Below are 17299 nucleotides of genomic sequence, written 5' to 3'. Positions count from 1 at the left end.
ACTTACCAGCGATAGTGTGAAAAAGCTTTGTTAGCTTCCGCCATTCTATGAGTATCTTCACGCTTCTTAGCTGCAGAACCTCTATTTTCAAAAGCATCCATTAACTCACCTGCCAACTTGACAGGCATGCTTCTTTCATTTCTTTTACGTGAAGCGTCAATCAACCAGCGCATTGCTAAAGCCATACGCCTTGAAGGGCGGACCTCAACAGGCACCTGATAGGTTGCACCACCAACACGACGGGATTTAACCTCAACTCTGGGCTGAACATTCTCCAAGGCCTTGGACAATACTTCCAGCGGTTCTCCGTGGCCTTTGCTTTCAATCACATCCAAAGCACCGTAAACAATCCCTTCGGCTACTGATTTTTTGCCACTTTCCATTATCATATTCATAAATTTGGTCAACATTATGCTGCCAAATCTGGGATCTGGAATGATTTCTCTTTTTGTAGCAACTCTTCTTCTAGACATTCTGCACCAACCTACCTATGCTTAGCTTTTAGGCCGTTTTGTTCCATATTTGGAGCGACCGCACTTTCTATTTGTTACACCTGAAGCATCCAGGCTACCACGAACAACATGATACCTTACACCCGGTAAATCTTTAACCCGTCCTCCTCTTATCAAAACGACAGAGTGCTCCTGAAGATTATGGCCTTCACCTCCAATATAACTACTAACTTCAGATCCGTTAGTTAATCTAACCCTGGCTACTTTTCGTAAAGCAGAGTTAGGTTTTTTAGGAGTGGTTGTATAGACGCGGGTACATACACCTCTTCTCTGCGGGCATGCTTCCAGTGCCGGGACATTGGTTTTTTCCAGTTTTTTAGCTCGCGGCTTCCGAACCAATTGGTTAATGGTGGCCATATTTTAGTTTACTCCGATATATTAATTGTCAGCCGCTGAAATAATTACTATCTTTATAATTGCCATGATAGCTTTTCAACCTGACCTACGAGCGCTAGCTCATGTTAGCAGACCATAATACTTATTAAGGCCCTGCAGGTCAAGCACATTTTATAAACTTTAACTTAAGCTAGATTGTTAATTATAAAAGTCTGCTAGCCTTTTAGTCCTTTTCCTCATCCTGAACATAAAGAGAAAATGAATATGATTGGCAGATTTGTGATCTCTTATATTTATTTTTACATTTTCAAAATTGTCTAAATCGGCTCTATTGCATTATCATTTTGTTTCTAAATGTTTAGAGCTTGTTTAAGAGCTTCTTCCACGTCTCCTGCCTGGACTACAGCAGACGGTTCGCTTTCCACTATCTGTTGTTGGGCAAGCCTGTTCTTCCTGCTTTCATGGTAGGCCAAGCCGGTGCCCGCCGGTATTAAACGCCCAACAATCACATTTTCTTTTAAACCTTGCAGGCTATCACTTAATCCTCTGACGGCAGCATCGGTCAATACCCGCGTGGTTTCCTGGAAGGATGCGGCTGAGATAAATGACTCTGTAGCTAACGATGCCTTGGTAATGCCTAACAAAATAGACTCATAACTGGCGGGAATCTTGCCTTCGGACTCCATCTTGTCATTTTCCATTCTCAAGGCTGCACGTTCAACCTGATCCCCTTTAAGGAAATCGGTATCACCGGAAGCCGTAATTTCCACTTTCCTGAGCATTTGGCGAATTATAGCCTCAATATGTTTATCATTAATTTTTACCCCTTGCAGTCGGTAAACATCCTGAATTTCCTTAACAAGATAATTAGCGAGTTCCTCAATCCCTCTTAGTCTAAGGATATCATGGGGCGTTAACTCTCCTTCAGCAATGGTCTCTCCCTTTTCAACATATTCCCCTTCAAAAACTGTAATATGGCGCCATTTTGGTATTAATGTTTCAATCTGCTCACCTGCTGTATCAGTAATAATGACACGCTGTTTACCTTTGGTTTCCTTTCCAAATGAAATCGTGCCGCTATTTTCTGCAAGAATTGCAGGGTCTTTAGTCTTACGCGCTTCAAATAAGTCTGCAACGCGCGGCAAACCGCCGGTAATATCCCGCGTCTTACTGGATTCCTGGGGAATTCTGGCTAAAACATCGCCTACTTTAACTTCGCCTCCATCCTTAATACCGGCGATCGCTCCTGCGGGCAAGAAATATTGCGCAGGAATTTCAGTTCCGGGCAGATAAATGGTATCTCCGGAGATATCGACCAGCTTAACCATGGGCCGTAATTCTTTACCAGCACTACCTCGCTGTTTAGGATCAATCACTACCAGAGAACTCAAACCAGTTACTTCATCAGATTGTTTTTGTACCGTTACACCATCTAAAAAATGGATCATCTGTACAATGCCATCTACCTCGGTGATAACCGGGTGAGTATGAGGATCCCACGTGACAATAATGTCCCCGGCATTAATACGGCTGCCTTCCTGGACAGAAAGTACAGCGCCATAAGGAATTTTATAACGTTCTCTTTCCCGTCCATAGTCATCCACTACGCCCACTTCCCCGGATCTTGACACCGCAACAAGGTTGCCTTCACGGTTAACTACTGATTTCAGGTTGCTTAGGCGAACAATACCGGCAGATTTTACCTGTACATTACTGATTGCCGCCGATCTGGATGCAGCACCGCCAATATGAAAAGTCCGCATGGTTAGCTGGGTACCAGGCTCACCAATTGATTGCGCAGCAATAACGCCGACCGCTTCACCGGTGTTTACGAGATGGCCGCGACCCAAATCACGCCCGTAGCAGGCAACACAAACACCATGTCTGTTTTCGCAGGTAATGATTGAACGCACTAAAACCTGATCAATGCTTTGGTCGTCAAGAACAGAAACCCAGTGTTCATCCAGTAAGGTACCTCCGGGCACTACGATATTCTCCCCGGAGGTATCCATTACGTCATTTACAGCAACCCGCCCCAATACCCGTTCGGATAACGGCTCGACAACATCACCGCCCTCAATAATAGGCGTCATAATCAATCCATTAGAAGTACCGCAGTCATCGCCGGTAATTACCAGGTCCTGAGCTACATCCACTAGCCGGCGGGTCAAGTACCCTGAATTTGCAGTTTTTAGCGCCGTATCTGCCAAACCCTTACGAGCACCGTGAGTGGAAATAAAATATTGCAGTACATCCAGCCCTTCTCTAAAATTCGCGGTAATAGGAGTTTCAATAATTGAACCATCCGGTTTAGCCATTAAGCCACGCATACCGGCTAATTGGCGAATCTGCGCAGCAGAACCCCGCGCGCCTGATTCCGCCATCATGAAGATGGAATTGAACGATTTCTGTTTTACCACCTTTCCATCCGCATCAACTACCGCTTCCTCTCCGAGTCCATCCATCATAACTTTGGCTACTTGATCATTGGCATGCGACCAAATATCCACAACCTTGTTATACCGCTCACCATCAGTTACCAGTCCAGAGGCATATTGACTTTGAATTTCATTAACTTCCGCATAGGCAGCTTTGATAATATCGGCTTTTTTAGCAGGTATCGCCATGTCTTCGATACCGAACGATACACCCGAGATGGTGGCATAGCGGAAGCCTAAATACATAAGCTGGTCAGCCAGAACCACGGTATCCTTGTTACCGAGGTAACGATAACTATAGTTAATTAGCCGTGATATATTCTTTTTGGTCATATCACAGTTAACCAGTTCGAAAGGCATGCGACGAGGAACTGCTTCCCAGATTAATGCCCGACCCACCGTAGTTTTTACGCGATAGGTTTTTTCCTGGGTATCGCCTTGATCATTCACTATTTGCTCGGTGATGCGTAATTGAATTTTAGATTGCAATTCAACTGTTTTAGCAAGCAGAGCCTTGTGGACTTCGCCGACGCTGACAAATATGCTGCCATCGCCTTTTGCATTAATTTTTTCACGGCTGATATAGTAAAGACCCAAGACTACATCCTGGGAGGGATTAATGACAGGTTCACCATTGGCAGGCGACAATATATTATTTGTCGCCATCATTAAAGTTCTTGCTTCCAGTTGAGCTTCAATTGACAACGGAATGTGAACCGCCATCTGGTCGCCGTCAAAGTCAGCATTAAAAGCGCTACAGACCAAAGGATGCAGCTGGATTGCTTTACCTTCAATCAGGGTGGGCTCAAATGCCTGAATTCCAAGCCGATGCAAGGTAGGAGCACGATTTAACAAGATCGGGTGTTCCCGAATAACTTCTTCGAGAATATCCCAGACTTCCGCACCCTCCCGCTCAACCATTTTTTTGGCGGCTTTAATGGTAGTCGCAAGACCACGAAATTGTAACTTACTGAATATAAATGGCTTGAACAACTCCAGTGCCATTTTTTTCGGCAGGCCGCACTGGTGCAATCTTAAAGTTGGACCGACAACGATAACCGAACGCCCGGAATAATCGACCCGTTTTCCCAGCAGGTTTTGTCTGAATCGCCCCTGCTTGCCCTTAATCATATCAGCCAGCGATTTGAGCGGCCTTCTGTTGGTTCCGGTAATAGCACGGCCACGACGGCCATTATCCAGCAACGCATCCACCGATTCCTGCAGCATGCGCTTTTCGTTGCGAACAATAATATCGGGTGCATTCAAATCCAGTAAGCGATTCAAACGGTTGTTTCTGTTAATAACACGACGATACAAATCATTCAAATCCGAAGTGGCAAAACGGCCTCCGTCCAGCGGCACCAATGGGCGCAGTTCAGGCGGCAACACCGGGAGCACCTTGAGAATCATCCATTCCGGCCGATTCCTTGAACTCAATAAAGCATCCATGACTTTAAGCCGCTTTGAGTACTTCTTGATTTTGGTTTCTGAATTGGTAGAGTTTATTTCTTCACGAAGTATATTTACCTGCTCTTTCAAATCTATGGCTTTCAATAATTCATAGATGGCTTCAGCGCCCATTTTGGCTACAAAATCATCGCCATGTAGCTCAACAGCATCCAGATACTCATCATCGGTAAGCAATTGCCCTTTTTCTAAAGGCGTCATCCCCGCATCTAAAACTACAAAGGATTCAAAATATAAGACCCGCTCAATCTCGCGCAGCGTCATATCCAGTAACAAGGCGATTCTGGAAGGCAGCGATTTTAAAAACCAGATATGCGCAACCGGACTGGCTAAATCGATGTGCCCCATCCTTTCGCGGCGAACTTTCGACAGCGTTACTTCAACGCCGCATTTTTCGCAGATTACGCCACGATGCTTAAGTCTTTTATACTTGCCGCACAGGCACTCATAATCGCTAACAGGACCAAAAATTTTGGCGCAAAACAAACCATCACGCTCGGGTTTAAAGGTGCGGTAGTTTATTGTTTCGGGTTTTTTTACTTCGCCGTAAGACCACGAACGGATCATATCCGGCGATGCCAAGCCGATACGAATGCCGTCGAAATCATCAGCCCGACCTTGGCGTTTTAAGAAATTCATTAAATCTTTCAAGAGCTTGTCCTCATTAAATACTTTCTGGCGGGTCCCAGAACAGACTATCAGGTAGTTTCATTCAGACAGAACACTATTCCCGCTCTAATTCTATATTGACAGCCAATGAACGGATTTCTTTAATCAGAACATTAAACGATTCCGGCATACCCGCTTCCATTTTATGCTCACCGTCAACAATATTTTTATACATACGTGTTCTACCCGTTACATCATCGGATTTAACAGTCAACATTTCCTGCAATGTATAGGCCGCGCCATAAGCCTCAAGCGCCCAGACCTCCATCTCACCAAATCGTTGGCCGCCAAATTGTGCTTTTCCGCCCAATGGCTGCTGGGTAACAAGGCTATAAGGTCCCGTTGACCTTGCATGCATTTTGTCGTCAACCAAATGATTCAGCTTCAACATATACATATAGCCAACTGTGACTTTCCGCTCAAACGGCTCACCCGTCAAACCATCATAAAGGGTAATTTGACCATGTTCAGGCAAATCCGCCAACTTTAACATAGTGCGGATTTCCTCTTCGCTCGCACCGTCAAACACCGGCGTAGCCATAGGCACTCCCTCAACCAGATTAGCCGCCATCTCCAGAATCTCTTTATCGGAAAACGAATCCAGATCTTCTTTGCGTCCACTGCCATTATAGATTTTATCGAGATAGTCTCTAATCACCGTAACTTTGGCCTTTTCTTCCTCATACTTGGCCTCAAGCATTTTGCCTATCTTGATGCCCAAGCCTTTGGCTGCCCAGCCTAAATGCGTCTCCAAAACCTGTCCCACATTCATCCGCGACGGTACGCCCAAAGGATTTAAAACAATATCCACCGGATTTCCATCCGCTGTATAGGGCATATCCTCGATTGGCCTGATCATGGAAATAACGCCTTTATTACCGTGCCGGCCTGCCATTTTATCCCCCGGCTGAATACGCCTTTTAACCGCCAGGTACACCTTGACCATTTTCAGAACGCCGGGCGCCAAATCATCACCCATGGTGATTTTTTTACGCTTGACTTCAAATTTCTCATCGAAGGCTTTTCTTTGCTGCTCAACTTGTCCAACCACTGTTTCCAGCTGAAGATTGATATCTTCATCTTTCATTCGGATTTTTAGCCAGTCTGAATGTTTCAAACCATTCAGGTAAGCGCGCGTTATCTCTGTGCCAGACTTCAATTGACCCGGACCTGATTGCGCGACTTTTCCAACCAGCAGCCTGGCTACGCGCGTAAAAATATCTTCTTCAAGAATTTTAAGCTGGTCATCGAGATCTTTTCTGTAACGTTTAATTTCTTCCTCTTCAATATCAATGGCCCGCTTATCTTTCTTGACTCCGTCCCGGGTAAACACCTGGACATCAATAACCGTACCTTCAATACTGCCGGGAACACGGAGCGATGTGTCTTTTACATCCGCCGCTTTCTCGCCAAAAATTGCCCGTAATAATTTTTCTTCCGGCGTTAATTGAGTTTCACCTTTTGGTGTAACCTTGCCAACGAGAATATCGCCGCCCTTGACTTCAGCTCCCACATACACTATTCCGGACTCGTCAAGTTTTGATAATGCTTCCTCGCTAACATTCGGAATATCGGCCGTAATTTCTTCCGGACTGTGTTTGGTATCCCGTGCGACGCAGGTTTTTTCTTCGATATGAATGGTAGTAAAACGGTCTTCTTTCACGACACGCTCGGACACTAAAATTGAATCTTCGAAGTTGTAACCATTCCATGGCATAAACGCAACCAGCATATTCTGCCCCAGCGCCAACTCACCCATATCAGTGGAGGGGCCGTCCGCCAAAATATCGCCGGCATTTACCACATCCCCTGGTTTTACCAATGGTTTTTGGTTGATACAGGTATTCTGATTGGAACGGGTATACTTGGTAAGATTATAAATATCAACTCCGGGCGCGCCTGTTTCTGTTTCTGTATCATTTACGCGCACTACGATTCTTGCGGCGTCAACCGTCTCAATACTTCCACCCCGCGCAGCTATGACGGTTACCCCAGAATCCTTGGCTACTGTTCTTTCCATTCCCGTGCCGACCAAAGGCTTTTCAGCTCTTAAGGTAGGTACAGCCTGGCGCTGCATATTCGAACCCATCAATGCACGGTTAGCGTCGTCGTGTTCAAGAAACGGGATAATGGAAGCTGCCACCGATACAATCTGTTTGGACGACACATCCATATACTGCACTGTATCGGACATTGCCAACGTAAATTCATCCTTATACCGGCATGACACCAATCCTTCCACCAGCTTGCCGTTTTCATCAACGGCGACGCTGGCCTGAGCAATAACAAACTCTCCCTCCTCAATAGCGGATAAATAATCAACCTGATCAGTTACTTTGCCGTCGATGACTTTTCTATACGGGGTTTCCAAAAAGCCGTAATTATTGGTGCGTGCATAAACTGACAACGAGTTTATCAAGCCAATATTGGGTCCTTCCGGAGTTTCAATAGGACAAACGCGTCCATAATGTGTAGTATGAACATCCCTGACTTCAAAACCCGCGCGCTCTCTAGCCAATCCCCCGGGTCCCAATGCCGATACCCGGCGCTTGTGGGTTACCTGGGACAACGGGTTATTCTGATCCATGAACTGCGATAACTGACTGGAGCCAAAGAATTCCTTTACTGCAGCAGAAACGGGTTTCGCATTGATGATTTCTTGCGGCATCAAGCCTTCGGAATCCGCCAATGTCAAGCGTTCTTTAACGGCCCTTTCAACCCTTACCAGCCCTACTCGAAATTGATTTTCGATCATTTCCCCGACTGAGCGGACGCGTCGGTTGCCCAAATGATCTATATCATCAACGTTGCCATTGCCGTTGCGGATACTAATCAATTCTTTAAGTACATCGATTATATCATCCTTGGTCAAGGTACCGGGGCCGGTTATTTCTTCGCGCCCCAAGCGACGATTAAATTTCATTCTGCCAACCGCAGACAGATCGTATCTTTCTTCGGTAAAAAACAGGTTTTGAAAAAGATTTTCGGCCGACTCTTTAGTAGGGGGCTCGCCGGGACGCATCATTCTGTATATTTCAACCAGGGCTTCTAGCGTATTCGTAGTCGTATCCAGCCTCATTGCATTTGAAATGTAGGGGCCTTTATCCAGATCATTAACAAATAGCGTATATATTTCAAGAATGCCTTTCTCGATAATGCGCTCTATCAAGGCCGGAGTGAGTTCCTCATTAACATTGGCTATCACTTCGCCTGTGGATTCGTCTATCAGGTTATGAGCGAGAATCTTTCCAGTCAGGTACTCTTTGGGCACTTCAACTTCCGTCAATCCGGATTTATTCATTTCCCGAATATGCCTGGCGGTAATGCGGCGCCCTTCTTCAACCAGAACCTGGCCATCATTTTTTATGTCGAAAGCAGCAAGTTCACCGCGCATTCTCTCCGGCACAATATGGAACAAGCATTTTTCAGAATTGAGAGTGAATTTATTGGTCTCGAAGAAAATATTAATCATTTCTTCGTTATCAAATCCTAATGCCCGCAGTAGAATAGTCGCCGGTATTTTCCGGCGTCGGTCAATACGAACAAATACGCAGTCTTTGTGATCAAATTCAAAATCCAGCCATGAACCGCGATACGGTATGACCCGTGCATTAAACAGTAATTTTCCTGAAGAATGAGTCTTGCCCTTATCATGATCAAAGAACACCCCAGGAGAGCGATGTAGTTGGGACACAATAACGCGCTCTGTACCATTGACAACAAAAGTTCCATTATCGGTCATCAAAGGCAACTCACCCATATAAACTTCCTGTTCTCGGACGTCCTTGACTACTTTAGCATTGGCGGGGGTCTCTTTATCATAAATAATCAGGCGCACCAGTACTCGTAAAGGGGCGGCGTATGTCGCACCTCTTTGCTGGCATTCCCTGACATCAAAAGTAGGCTCCCCCAACCGGTATTTTACATATTCCAGCACGGCGTAGCCGGAATGGCTTTCAATAGGAAAAACACTGGAAAATGCTGCATGCAATCCACTGTCCAGCCGTTTTTCAGGCACGACACCGGCTTGTAGAAAACCGGCATAGGAATTGATTTGAGTTGCCAGAAGATAGGGAACTTCAAGTACTTCAGTACTTTTCCCAAAGTTATTACGAATACGCTTTTTTTCGGTAAAAGAGTAGGACATATCGCTTCCAAACCTTTTCGTCATGAATAATTTTTTACTGTGCAATTATTGCAAACAGTAAAAGGCCGATGACATTGTGCCACCAGCCATACTTAAAAGGCGTGAGCCTTATATTTTATATTTTGAATCAAAAAGTGTTATTTAATTTCGACGGTGGCGCCGGCTTCTTCAAGCTGCTTTTTAACGGTATCAGCTTCGGCTTTAGACACCCCTTCCTTAAGCAGGGTAGGTACACCTTCCACTGCATCTTTAGCTTCCTTCAAGCCTAAGCCGGTGAGACTGCGAACGGCTTTAATGACAGAAACCTTGTTTTCGCCAAAAGATGTCATAACAACATTGAATTCAGTTTGTTCCTCAACAACGGGTGCCGCTGTTGCAGGAGCTGCTGTTGCAACCGCGGCCGCAGACACGCCGAATTTTTTTTCCATTGCTGAAATTAAATCAACAACTTCCATAATGCTCATGTTTGAGACAGCTTCCAAGATATCTTCTTGTGCTAGTGCCATTGTGTATTCCTCTAAAATTTATTTAAAACTGGTTAAGTATGAAGCTTATGCGGCCTGTTTCTGATCTTTGATCGCTGCCAGCGTGCGGACAAGTTTTTCTACTGGCGCTTTCATTGCCGACATTAGCAAACCGATACCCTGGTCGCGGGTAGGCAGACTTGCCAATCGGTTAAGTTCAGACCCATCAAATGACTGGCCGCCAATAGCCACAATTCTGGTAATTAGCTTGTCATGGCCTTTGTAAAAATTACTGATTAAACGGGCTGCGGAACCAGGGTCTTCCATCGAAAATGCAATTAATAGAGGACCTACAAACGCACTTTGCATACATTCAAATTCGGTTCCGGCAATTGCTCGCTTTGCCAATGTATTTTTTACCACGCGCAAATAAACTCCCGTCTCTCTCGCCGTCTTGCGCAATTCAGTTAATTCCGTAACTGTTAATCCGCGATATTCTGCTGCAACGGCGGAATGAGCTTTAGCGGCGATTTCAGCGACTTCTTCTACGACAGCTTTTTTGCTCTCTAAATTTAGTGCCACAGCTTACCTCCGATTTTTCTGAATGTGACATCCAGAATGAATAAAACGTATCCGCTTGGATACCCTTACGGTCCTTTCCCCAGTTTTCAGGTTCCAGCTCCCGTCTGCGCAGGAAAATTAAGTTTTACAACACCTGCGGTCTTTGACGGTTGTCGATGATTCGGCAACTCAAAGTTTTTTGTAGCACTTTTAAGCAGCCAGACTATTCGGGTCTAGCCACAACCCTGGCCCCATGGTCGATGATAAAGTTATCTTCTTGATATATATACCTTTCGCTGCGCTTGGCTTGGCCTTTCTCAAGTCGGCGAGCAATGCTTCCAGGTTGCCCTGAATAGCATCTGCATCAAATGTGATTTTGCCCAGCGTACAATGGATAATTCCTGCTTTATCAGTGCGGTAACGCACTTGACCGGACTTTGCATTGTTGACTGCAGTGGCGACGTCAGCCGTCACTGTGCCTACCTTGGGATTAGGCATTAATCCTCTGGGACCTAAAATTTGACCCAGTTGGCCCACTACTCTCATCGCATCAGGAGAAGCAATCACCACATCAAAATTCATTTCGCCTTTTTTAACAAGATGGCCCAGATCATCCATGCCTACAATATCTGCGCCTGCCGCTTTTGCAGCCTCTGCGTTGGGCCCTTGAGTAAAAACAGCTACTCTGACCGTTTTACCCGTGCCATTAGGCAAAACTGTTGCACCGCGAACATTCTGATCCGATTTGCGCGGATCTACCCCGAGATTAACACTGACATCTATGGCTTCATTAAACTTTGCCGTGCCCAGCTCTTTCAATAGTTGAATTGCTTCAACCAGGGAATACTGCTTGGTTCTATCAACTTTACTTTTAATAATTTTTGCTTTTTTTGATAACTTGGCCATTACAATCCCTCCACATTCAGACCCATGCTATAGGCACTGCCTGCAATTGTCTTTATTGCCGCTTCCAGATCTGCAGCATTCAAGTCTTCCATTTTCGTTTTAGCAATTTCTTCTAATTGGGCTCGAGTTACTGTACCCACTTTTTTAGTATTGGGATTACTACTGCCACTTTTTAAACCCGCTGCTTTTTTCAAAAGAATGGAAGCCGGAGGGGTTTTGGTAATAAAAGTAAAGCTTCGGTCACTATATACTGTAATAACAACAGGTAAAGGCAGGCCCTTTTCTGTATCCTGGGTTTTAGCATTGAATGCCTTGCAAAATTCCATAATATTTACACCCCGCTGACCCAAAGCCGGACCTACTGGTGGACTAGGGTTTGCTTCGCCTGCCTTTACCTGAAGTTTTATATATGCGGTTATTTTTTTGGCCATTTTTACTTTACCATTTTAACTTAATTATGGGTGCGAACGCTTTTCAGCTCCCCCTAGACACAAAAATCCCTGCCTTTTCAGACAGAGATTCAGTAAATACCAACTGCAAAAATACAATTAGCTTTTTTCAACCTGCCCAAAACCTAATTCTACAGAAGTAGAACGGCCAAAAATGAGTACTGATATTTTTAGCTTATTTTTTTCGTAATTAACTTCTTCAACCACACCATTAAAATCTTTAAAAGGTCCGTCAATTACTCTGACTACTTCGCCGGCTTCAAATAAAATCTTCGGACGAGGTTTATTCACGCCCTCCTCCACTCTATTAAGAATAGCCATGGCTTCTTTTTCCGATATGGGCGCAGGGCGATCGGAAGTGCCGCCTATAAAACCCAATACCTTGGGAACATCCCGGACCAAATGCCAGGTCTCGTCAGTTAACTCCATTTGCACCAGTACATAGCCGGGAAAGAATTTTCTTTCACTCTTGCGTTGCTGGCCCATACGCATTTCCACTATCTCTTCGGTAGGCACCAAAATCTTTCCAAAATACTGCTCAAGACCTTCTCTTTTAACGCGCTCTTCCAATGCTTGCTTAACTTTACTTTCAAAGTTCGAGTAGGCGTGAACCACATACCAACGTAGCGTCATTTCCTTATTCCCCTTGACCGGTCAATAGACGTACACCCCAAAACAGAAACATATCCAGCAGCCATAGAATCAGCGCCACAACAAATACCATAGCAAATACCAGCATTGTTGTGCGCATGGTTTCTTCGCGAGTAGGCCAAATAACTTTCCTTACTTCCTGCTTTGATTCCAGTATAAAATACCATGCACTACGACCTGCATCGGTAGTTAGCATCATGCCCACTACTATCAAGACAATTGCCAGCAAGCCCAGTACGCGGTATAAGAGTTGAATTTCGGAGAAATAATAAAATGCAGCGACGCCACCCACTACAAAGACAAGAGAAAAGACTTGCTTTACAATATCAAAAACCGATGTCCTAGCTTCTGCCTGAGTATTCATGAGTTATTTTTACTATGAGCAATAGATTATTTTGAAATGTTTCGATCTGAATGGCAGGCCAGGAGGGTCTCGAACCCCCAACCCGCGGTTTTGGAGACCGCTACTCTACCAATTGAGCTACTGACCTATTCAGACTAATCTTACGGAATCGAATATTATATATTAATTAAAATTATTATTCAACTATAGATGCGACCACGCCGGCGCCGACGGTACGACCGCCTTCGCGGATGGCAAAGCGCAGGCCCTCTTCCATAGCAATCGGCGCGATCAGTTTCACCTGCACGGATATATTATCCCCAGGCATGACCATTTCCACGCCTTCCGGCAGATCCACAGCGCCGGTCACATCGGTGGTGCGAAAGTAGAACTGTGGGCGATAGCCGTTAAAAAACGGCGTATGGCGGCCGCCTTCTTCCTTGGACAACACATAAATTTCAGCAGTGAAATGGGCATGCGGCTTGATCGTGCCCTTATGGGCCAATACCTGGCCGCGCTCGACGTCATCGCGTTTGGTGCCGCGCAGCAGGATGCCGACAATCTCGACTTCCTGACCGACCTTGATGACGCCGCGTTCAATACGGCCGGTGACTACGGTGCCGCGGCCGGAAATCGAGAACACATCCTCGATGGGCAGCAGGAAGGGTCCATCCACCGCCCGTTCCGGCAGCGGAATATAGCTGTCCAGGGCCTCGACCAGTTTCACAACTGAGGGCACGCCAATCTCGCTGGTATCGCCTTCCAGCGCCTTTAACGCGGAGCCCACGATAATCGGGGTGTCATCGCCGGGGAATTCGTACAGGTCCAGTGATTCCCGGATTTCCATTTCCACCAGTTCAATCAGTTCAGGGTCATCGACCATATCGGCTTTATTCAAAAATACCACGATATAAGGCACCCCGACCTGACGCGACAGCAGGATGTGCTCGCGGGTTTGCGGCATCGGCCCGTCTGCGGCCGAACAGACCAGGATGGCGCCGTCCATTGGCGCCGCCCCGGTAATCATGTTTTTCACATAATCGGCATGGCCCGGGCAATCGACATGGGCATAATGGCGGGTCGCGGATTCATATTCGACATGCGAGGTGGCAATCGTGATACCGCGCGCCCGTTCTTCCGGGGCATTGTCAATCTGATCGAAGGCTTTCACTTCGCCGCCCTGCAACTCCGCCATCACTTTCGTTAACGCCGCCGTCAGGGTGGTCTTGCCGTGATCCACGTGACCAATAGTGCCTACGTTGACATGCGGCTTACTGCGGGAAAATTTTTCTTTGGCCATAGAAATACGCCCTTAACCATCAATATCACTACAACTGGAGCCCATAACCGGATTTGAACCGGTGACCTCTTCCTTACCAAGGAAGTGCTCTACCTACTGAGCTATATGGGCTAATTATAAAAATATGGAGCGGGTGATGGGAATCGAACCCACGTGATCAGCTTGGAAGGCTGGAGTTCTACCATTGAACTACACCCGCAGATTATTTAATTCTGGATGGTGGAGGGGGGAGGATTCGAACCTCCGAAGGCAGAGCCGGCAGATTTACAGTCTGATCCCTTTGGCCGCTCGGGAACCCCTCCAATACCGGATAAGCCCTTTATTATCTTTTATTGAATAAACATATGTCAACTAATACTTCACATTATGTTAACAATAAAAGACCTAGAACTGTCCTATTCTGCAGCAAATGAATTGTCGGCTTTTTTAATTTTCGGGGAAACGGGGTATGGCGGTAGCCCGAAGCCATTTCCCGAAGCAGTCGTGCGTAGCAGAGTTACAGGGCATTCTTAAGTTCGGGTTGCCGATATGCCCTTGCATTAGCCAAATACCTCTTTAGTCTCATGAACAGCAACAAAGTGGCGTCGCGGCTTTTGCTCAGGAACTTCGGGATAATATTGCTTCCGAGAAAGCGGTTGTTACCGCGCATCATATTGCCATCCTGATCGACGCCCAATACCTCGAGCAAGCCGGGATAGAGTTTTAACCAGTTACTGGACTTTTTTAATTTCCCTGGGGCGCGAGTCATGGTCAACTGCAGGTAAGCCAGAGTAAATTCATGCAAAAGAGCTGGCAGGAAATGATCGGTATTTCGGCAGCACTTCCAGCAAGGGTACGCAGCACCGGCAGTTCCTGCTTGACGGACTGAGAGTTAAGGTTTTACTAATTAGTCTGAGGTTATTGAACAACGACTCCGTGTGGCCTGTGGCTTGTCCAGCAGCGTATCAAGTTGTTGATGCAAGTATGTCAAGAGTCCGTGTTTGACGGTTTGGGGCATAGGGATAACAGGTCAACGCCGTTATATTCCGATTTAAAAGGCATCCAGGCGAGTAATCTCTCCTGCATCACCTTCAAAACTCACAGGTCTGAGTTTGCTTGAGCCTTTTTTACAAGCCAGGCGCAAGCGGAATTGGGAAATAATACATTGAAAAATTTTATCCTTTTTCTTCTAAGCGGGTATTGTTATAAATAGTAATGCGGTTCAATGTGTAAAAATCAGATGTTACTTTCTCTAAAACATAGAATCGGATAGTATCAGAAGACCGTCCAGCATTCGTGTTAAGGGCAAGTTTTGCCATTTCGACCTGTTCGAACAAAAAAAACAGTACCCCTAGAATTTTTATTGCTTCGGTTGCTCTACTCGGGTAGGTCAGTCGCTGTTGATCATCAGACATACATGCAATTTTTTAGTCATTTAAATGCTGCGTTTCTCAAGCTGTTAGCTTTTCGCATCCTCATCGTACTCGCCTACCAAATAATGGCGATCGTGGTCGGCTGGCATCTTTACGAGCTGACGCATGACACCCTGGCACTGGGTTTAATTGGACTGGCCGAGGCGATCCCCTACTTTTGCTGCGCGCTGTTCGCAGGCTATGCGGTAGATCACCACTCCCGTCGCCTGTTTGGTGTAGGTGCCTGCCTGATGCTATTTCTCAACGCCCTGGTCCTGGTTGCAGTGGCGGCAGGCTGGATAGACAGCAATCCTTCGGTATGGATCTATGTCGCTATCGCCTTTACCGGGGCGGCACGCGCCTTTATCGGCCCCTCCTATAACGCCATGTTCGCCCTGATTTTGCCGCGTGCTCAATATGCTCGGGCCTCCGGAATCGGCAGTTCCGTATTCCAGTTCGGGCTTGTGGTAGGCCCTGCATTAGGTGGTCTCCTGGTCGGATGGGCGGGCAAGACGGCGGCCTATAGCATGTCCACCGGCCTGTGCCTGGGGGCCGCCGTGGCACTGCTGTCGCTGCGTGTTGAGGAACCTCCGCCAGCAGCCAGTGCTCCACTCTTTACCAGCATTGCTGAAGGCCTGCGTTTCGTGTTCAGCAACCAGATCATCTTCGGCGCCCAGTCGCTGGATATGTTCGCTGTGCTGTTCGGAGGCGCGATTTCTATGCTGCCTGCATTCATTCACGACATCTTTCATTACGGACCTGAGGGACTTGGAATTCTTCGCGCCGCCCCCGCAATCGGCGCCGTGACGACCGGTTTATTGCTCACCCGCCATCCCATCAGTCGGCATGCCGGTTGCTGGCTATTGAGCGCCGTGGCAGGGTTCGGCTTTTGCATGATTTGCTTTGCCCTATCCACAAATTTCTGGATCGCCGGGCTATTGTTGATGCTCTCGGGGGTTTTCGATGGAGTCTCGGTGGTCATGCGCACGACCATTCTGCAATTGGCGACACCTGATGTAATGCGCGGCCGGGTTTCCGCTATTAATGGCCTCTTTATTGGTTCCTCCAACGAGCTGGGAGCTTTTGAATCGGGGATAATGGCTCGCTTGATGGGGCTAGTGCCGTCAGTGGTTTTCGGTGGAATGATGACTTTGGCTGTGGTGGGCGCAACGGCAAAACTGGCACCGAAACTGCGCCGGCTGGAACTTCACCAACTGCATTGATTGATAACGCGGCGAAGAAATATCAATGGTTTTTAGCAAATGGCCCAAGCTAAGCCACTCAACCCCCTGACAGAAGCTGATCCTCACTCTCCTGTCAACCTTATCAGTTGTGTAGCCATAACACAGTACCTATCCCAACGGTTTAAGCAATCATTTAGATCAAGTTGATAGCCCTTGTTAAAGCTAATATACTTGGCTATGAATAGGCATTATTATTTCTTCAATTTACTGAGATTTTCAGTAACTCCTTATCGGAATCAACCGCTTACCGCGCATGAATGGGTAGACACCCGTGTAGGGGCAAGTTGTTTATTCGGCATTGCTAAATAAATATAGACAATGTATAAGTTTTGCAACATTCAGATGCCTTGGGAGGGCGTGATGGATTGTCCAAAATGCGGCAAGCAAGCGAACTGCAAAGACGGCCGAGCGAATGGCCGTC

The 17299-nt window shown here is 46.5% G+C and carries 14 protein-coding genes and 4 tRNA genes; 1 reads left to right on the top strand and 17 read right to left on the bottom strand.

Annotation, left to right across the window (positions count from 1 at the left end; translation table 11 throughout):
- Positions 1 to 2: 2 nt before the first annotated feature.
- The 17 genes from rpsG to HUX64_RS04025 all read right to left on the bottom strand — a co-directional run bounded on the left by rpsG (position 3) and on the right by HUX64_RS04025 (position 15637).
- A complete protein-coding gene (gene rpsG, locus HUX64_RS04105) occupies positions 3 to 473 on the bottom strand; it encodes a 30S ribosomal protein S7 (protein ID WP_174624967.1) in 471 nt (156 codons plus the stop codon).
- Between the two features lie 21 nt (positions 474 to 494).
- A complete protein-coding gene (gene rpsL, locus HUX64_RS04100) occupies positions 495 to 869 on the bottom strand; it encodes a 30S ribosomal protein S12 (RefSeq protein ID WP_174624966.1) in 375 nt (124 codons plus the stop codon).
- 329 nt (positions 870 to 1198) lie between these two features.
- A complete protein-coding gene (gene rpoC, locus HUX64_RS04095; RefSeq protein WP_174625019.1) occupies positions 1199 to 5392 on the bottom strand; it encodes a DNA-directed RNA polymerase subunit beta' in 4194 nt (1397 codons plus the stop codon).
- Positions 5393 to 5477: 85 nt separating this feature from the next.
- Complete coding sequence (gene rpoB, locus HUX64_RS04090; RefSeq protein ID WP_174624965.1) at positions 5478 to 9569, bottom strand: DNA-directed RNA polymerase subunit beta; 4092 nt, start codon at positions 9567 to 9569, stop codon at positions 5478 to 5480.
- Positions 9570 to 9706: 137 nt separating this feature from the next.
- Positions 9707 to 10075 (bottom strand): 50S ribosomal protein L7/L12, encoded by a 369-nt coding sequence (gene rplL, locus HUX64_RS04085; protein ID WP_174624964.1) that lies wholly within the window; start codon positions 10073 to 10075, stop codon positions 9707 to 9709.
- Positions 10076 to 10120: 45 nt separating this feature from the next.
- Positions 10121 to 10615 (bottom strand): 50S ribosomal protein L10, encoded by a 495-nt coding sequence (gene rplJ / locus HUX64_RS04080; protein WP_174624963.1) that lies wholly within the window; start codon positions 10613 to 10615, stop codon positions 10121 to 10123.
- 189 nt (positions 10616 to 10804) lie between these two features.
- Positions 10805 to 11500 (bottom strand): 50S ribosomal protein L1, encoded by a 696-nt coding sequence (gene rplA / locus HUX64_RS04075; protein ID WP_174624962.1) that lies wholly within the window; start codon positions 11498 to 11500, stop codon positions 10805 to 10807.
- Positions 11500 to 11931 carry a 50S ribosomal protein L11 gene (rplK, locus tag HUX64_RS04070; RefSeq protein WP_174624961.1) on the bottom strand — a complete coding sequence of 144 codons (432 nt, stop codon included), beginning with the start codon at positions 11929 to 11931 and terminating at the stop codon, positions 11500 to 11502. The genes rplA and rplK overlap by 1 nt, the downstream gene beginning before the upstream one ends.
- Before the next feature lie 117 nt (positions 11932 to 12048).
- On the bottom strand, positions 12049 to 12582 hold the full coding sequence (nusG, locus tag HUX64_RS04065) for a transcription termination/antitermination protein NusG (protein ID WP_174624960.1): 534 nt from the start codon (positions 12580 to 12582) through the stop codon (positions 12049 to 12051).
- A gap of 4 nt (positions 12583 to 12586) precedes the next feature.
- Positions 12587 to 12964 (bottom strand): preprotein translocase subunit SecE, encoded by a 378-nt coding sequence (gene secE, locus HUX64_RS04060; RefSeq protein ID WP_174624959.1) that lies wholly within the window; start codon positions 12962 to 12964, stop codon positions 12587 to 12589.
- A 51-nt stretch (positions 12965 to 13015) separates the two neighbouring features.
- Positions 13016 to 13091 (bottom strand) — tRNA-Trp (locus HUX64_RS04055).
- 48 nt (positions 13092 to 13139) lie between these two features.
- Positions 13140 to 14243, bottom strand: coding sequence for an elongation factor Tu (locus HUX64_RS04050; RefSeq protein WP_174624958.1), 1104 nt, complete (start codon positions 14241 to 14243; stop codon positions 13140 to 13142).
- A gap of 35 nt (positions 14244 to 14278) precedes the next feature.
- A tRNA-Thr gene (locus HUX64_RS04045) sits at positions 14279 to 14354 on the bottom strand.
- Between the two features lie 14 nt (positions 14355 to 14368).
- A tRNA-Gly gene (locus HUX64_RS04040) sits at positions 14369 to 14442 on the bottom strand.
- An 18-nt stretch (positions 14443 to 14460) separates the two neighbouring features.
- Positions 14461 to 14545, bottom strand: a tRNA-Tyr gene (locus HUX64_RS04035).
- A 194-nt stretch (positions 14546 to 14739) separates the two neighbouring features.
- Positions 14740 to 14991: a hypothetical protein gene (locus HUX64_RS04030; RefSeq protein WP_174624957.1), complete on the bottom strand. Its 252-nt coding sequence runs from the start codon at positions 14989 to 14991 to the stop codon at positions 14740 to 14742.
- 406 nt (positions 14992 to 15397) lie between these two features.
- Positions 15398 to 15637: a hypothetical protein gene (locus tag HUX64_RS04025; protein ID WP_174624956.1), complete on the bottom strand. Its 240-nt coding sequence runs from the start codon at positions 15635 to 15637 to the stop codon at positions 15398 to 15400.
- Positions 15638 to 15639: 2 nt separating this feature from the next.
- On the opposite strand from HUX64_RS04025, the gene HUX64_RS04020 reads away from it, so the two are divergent.
- Positions 15640 to 16857 (top strand): MFS transporter, encoded by a 1218-nt coding sequence (locus HUX64_RS04020; protein ID WP_174624955.1) that lies wholly within the window; start codon positions 15640 to 15642, stop codon positions 16855 to 16857.
- Positions 16858 to 17299 lie beyond the last annotated feature (442 nt).

The sequence above is a fragment of the Candidatus Methylobacter favarea genome (assembly GCF_902806695.1).
In the GTDB taxonomy this organism is placed as follows: Bacteria; Pseudomonadota; Gammaproteobacteria; order Methylococcales; family Methylomonadaceae; genus Methylobacter_B; species Methylobacter_B favarea.
This window is presented reverse-complemented; position numbering and strand designations above follow the sequence as displayed.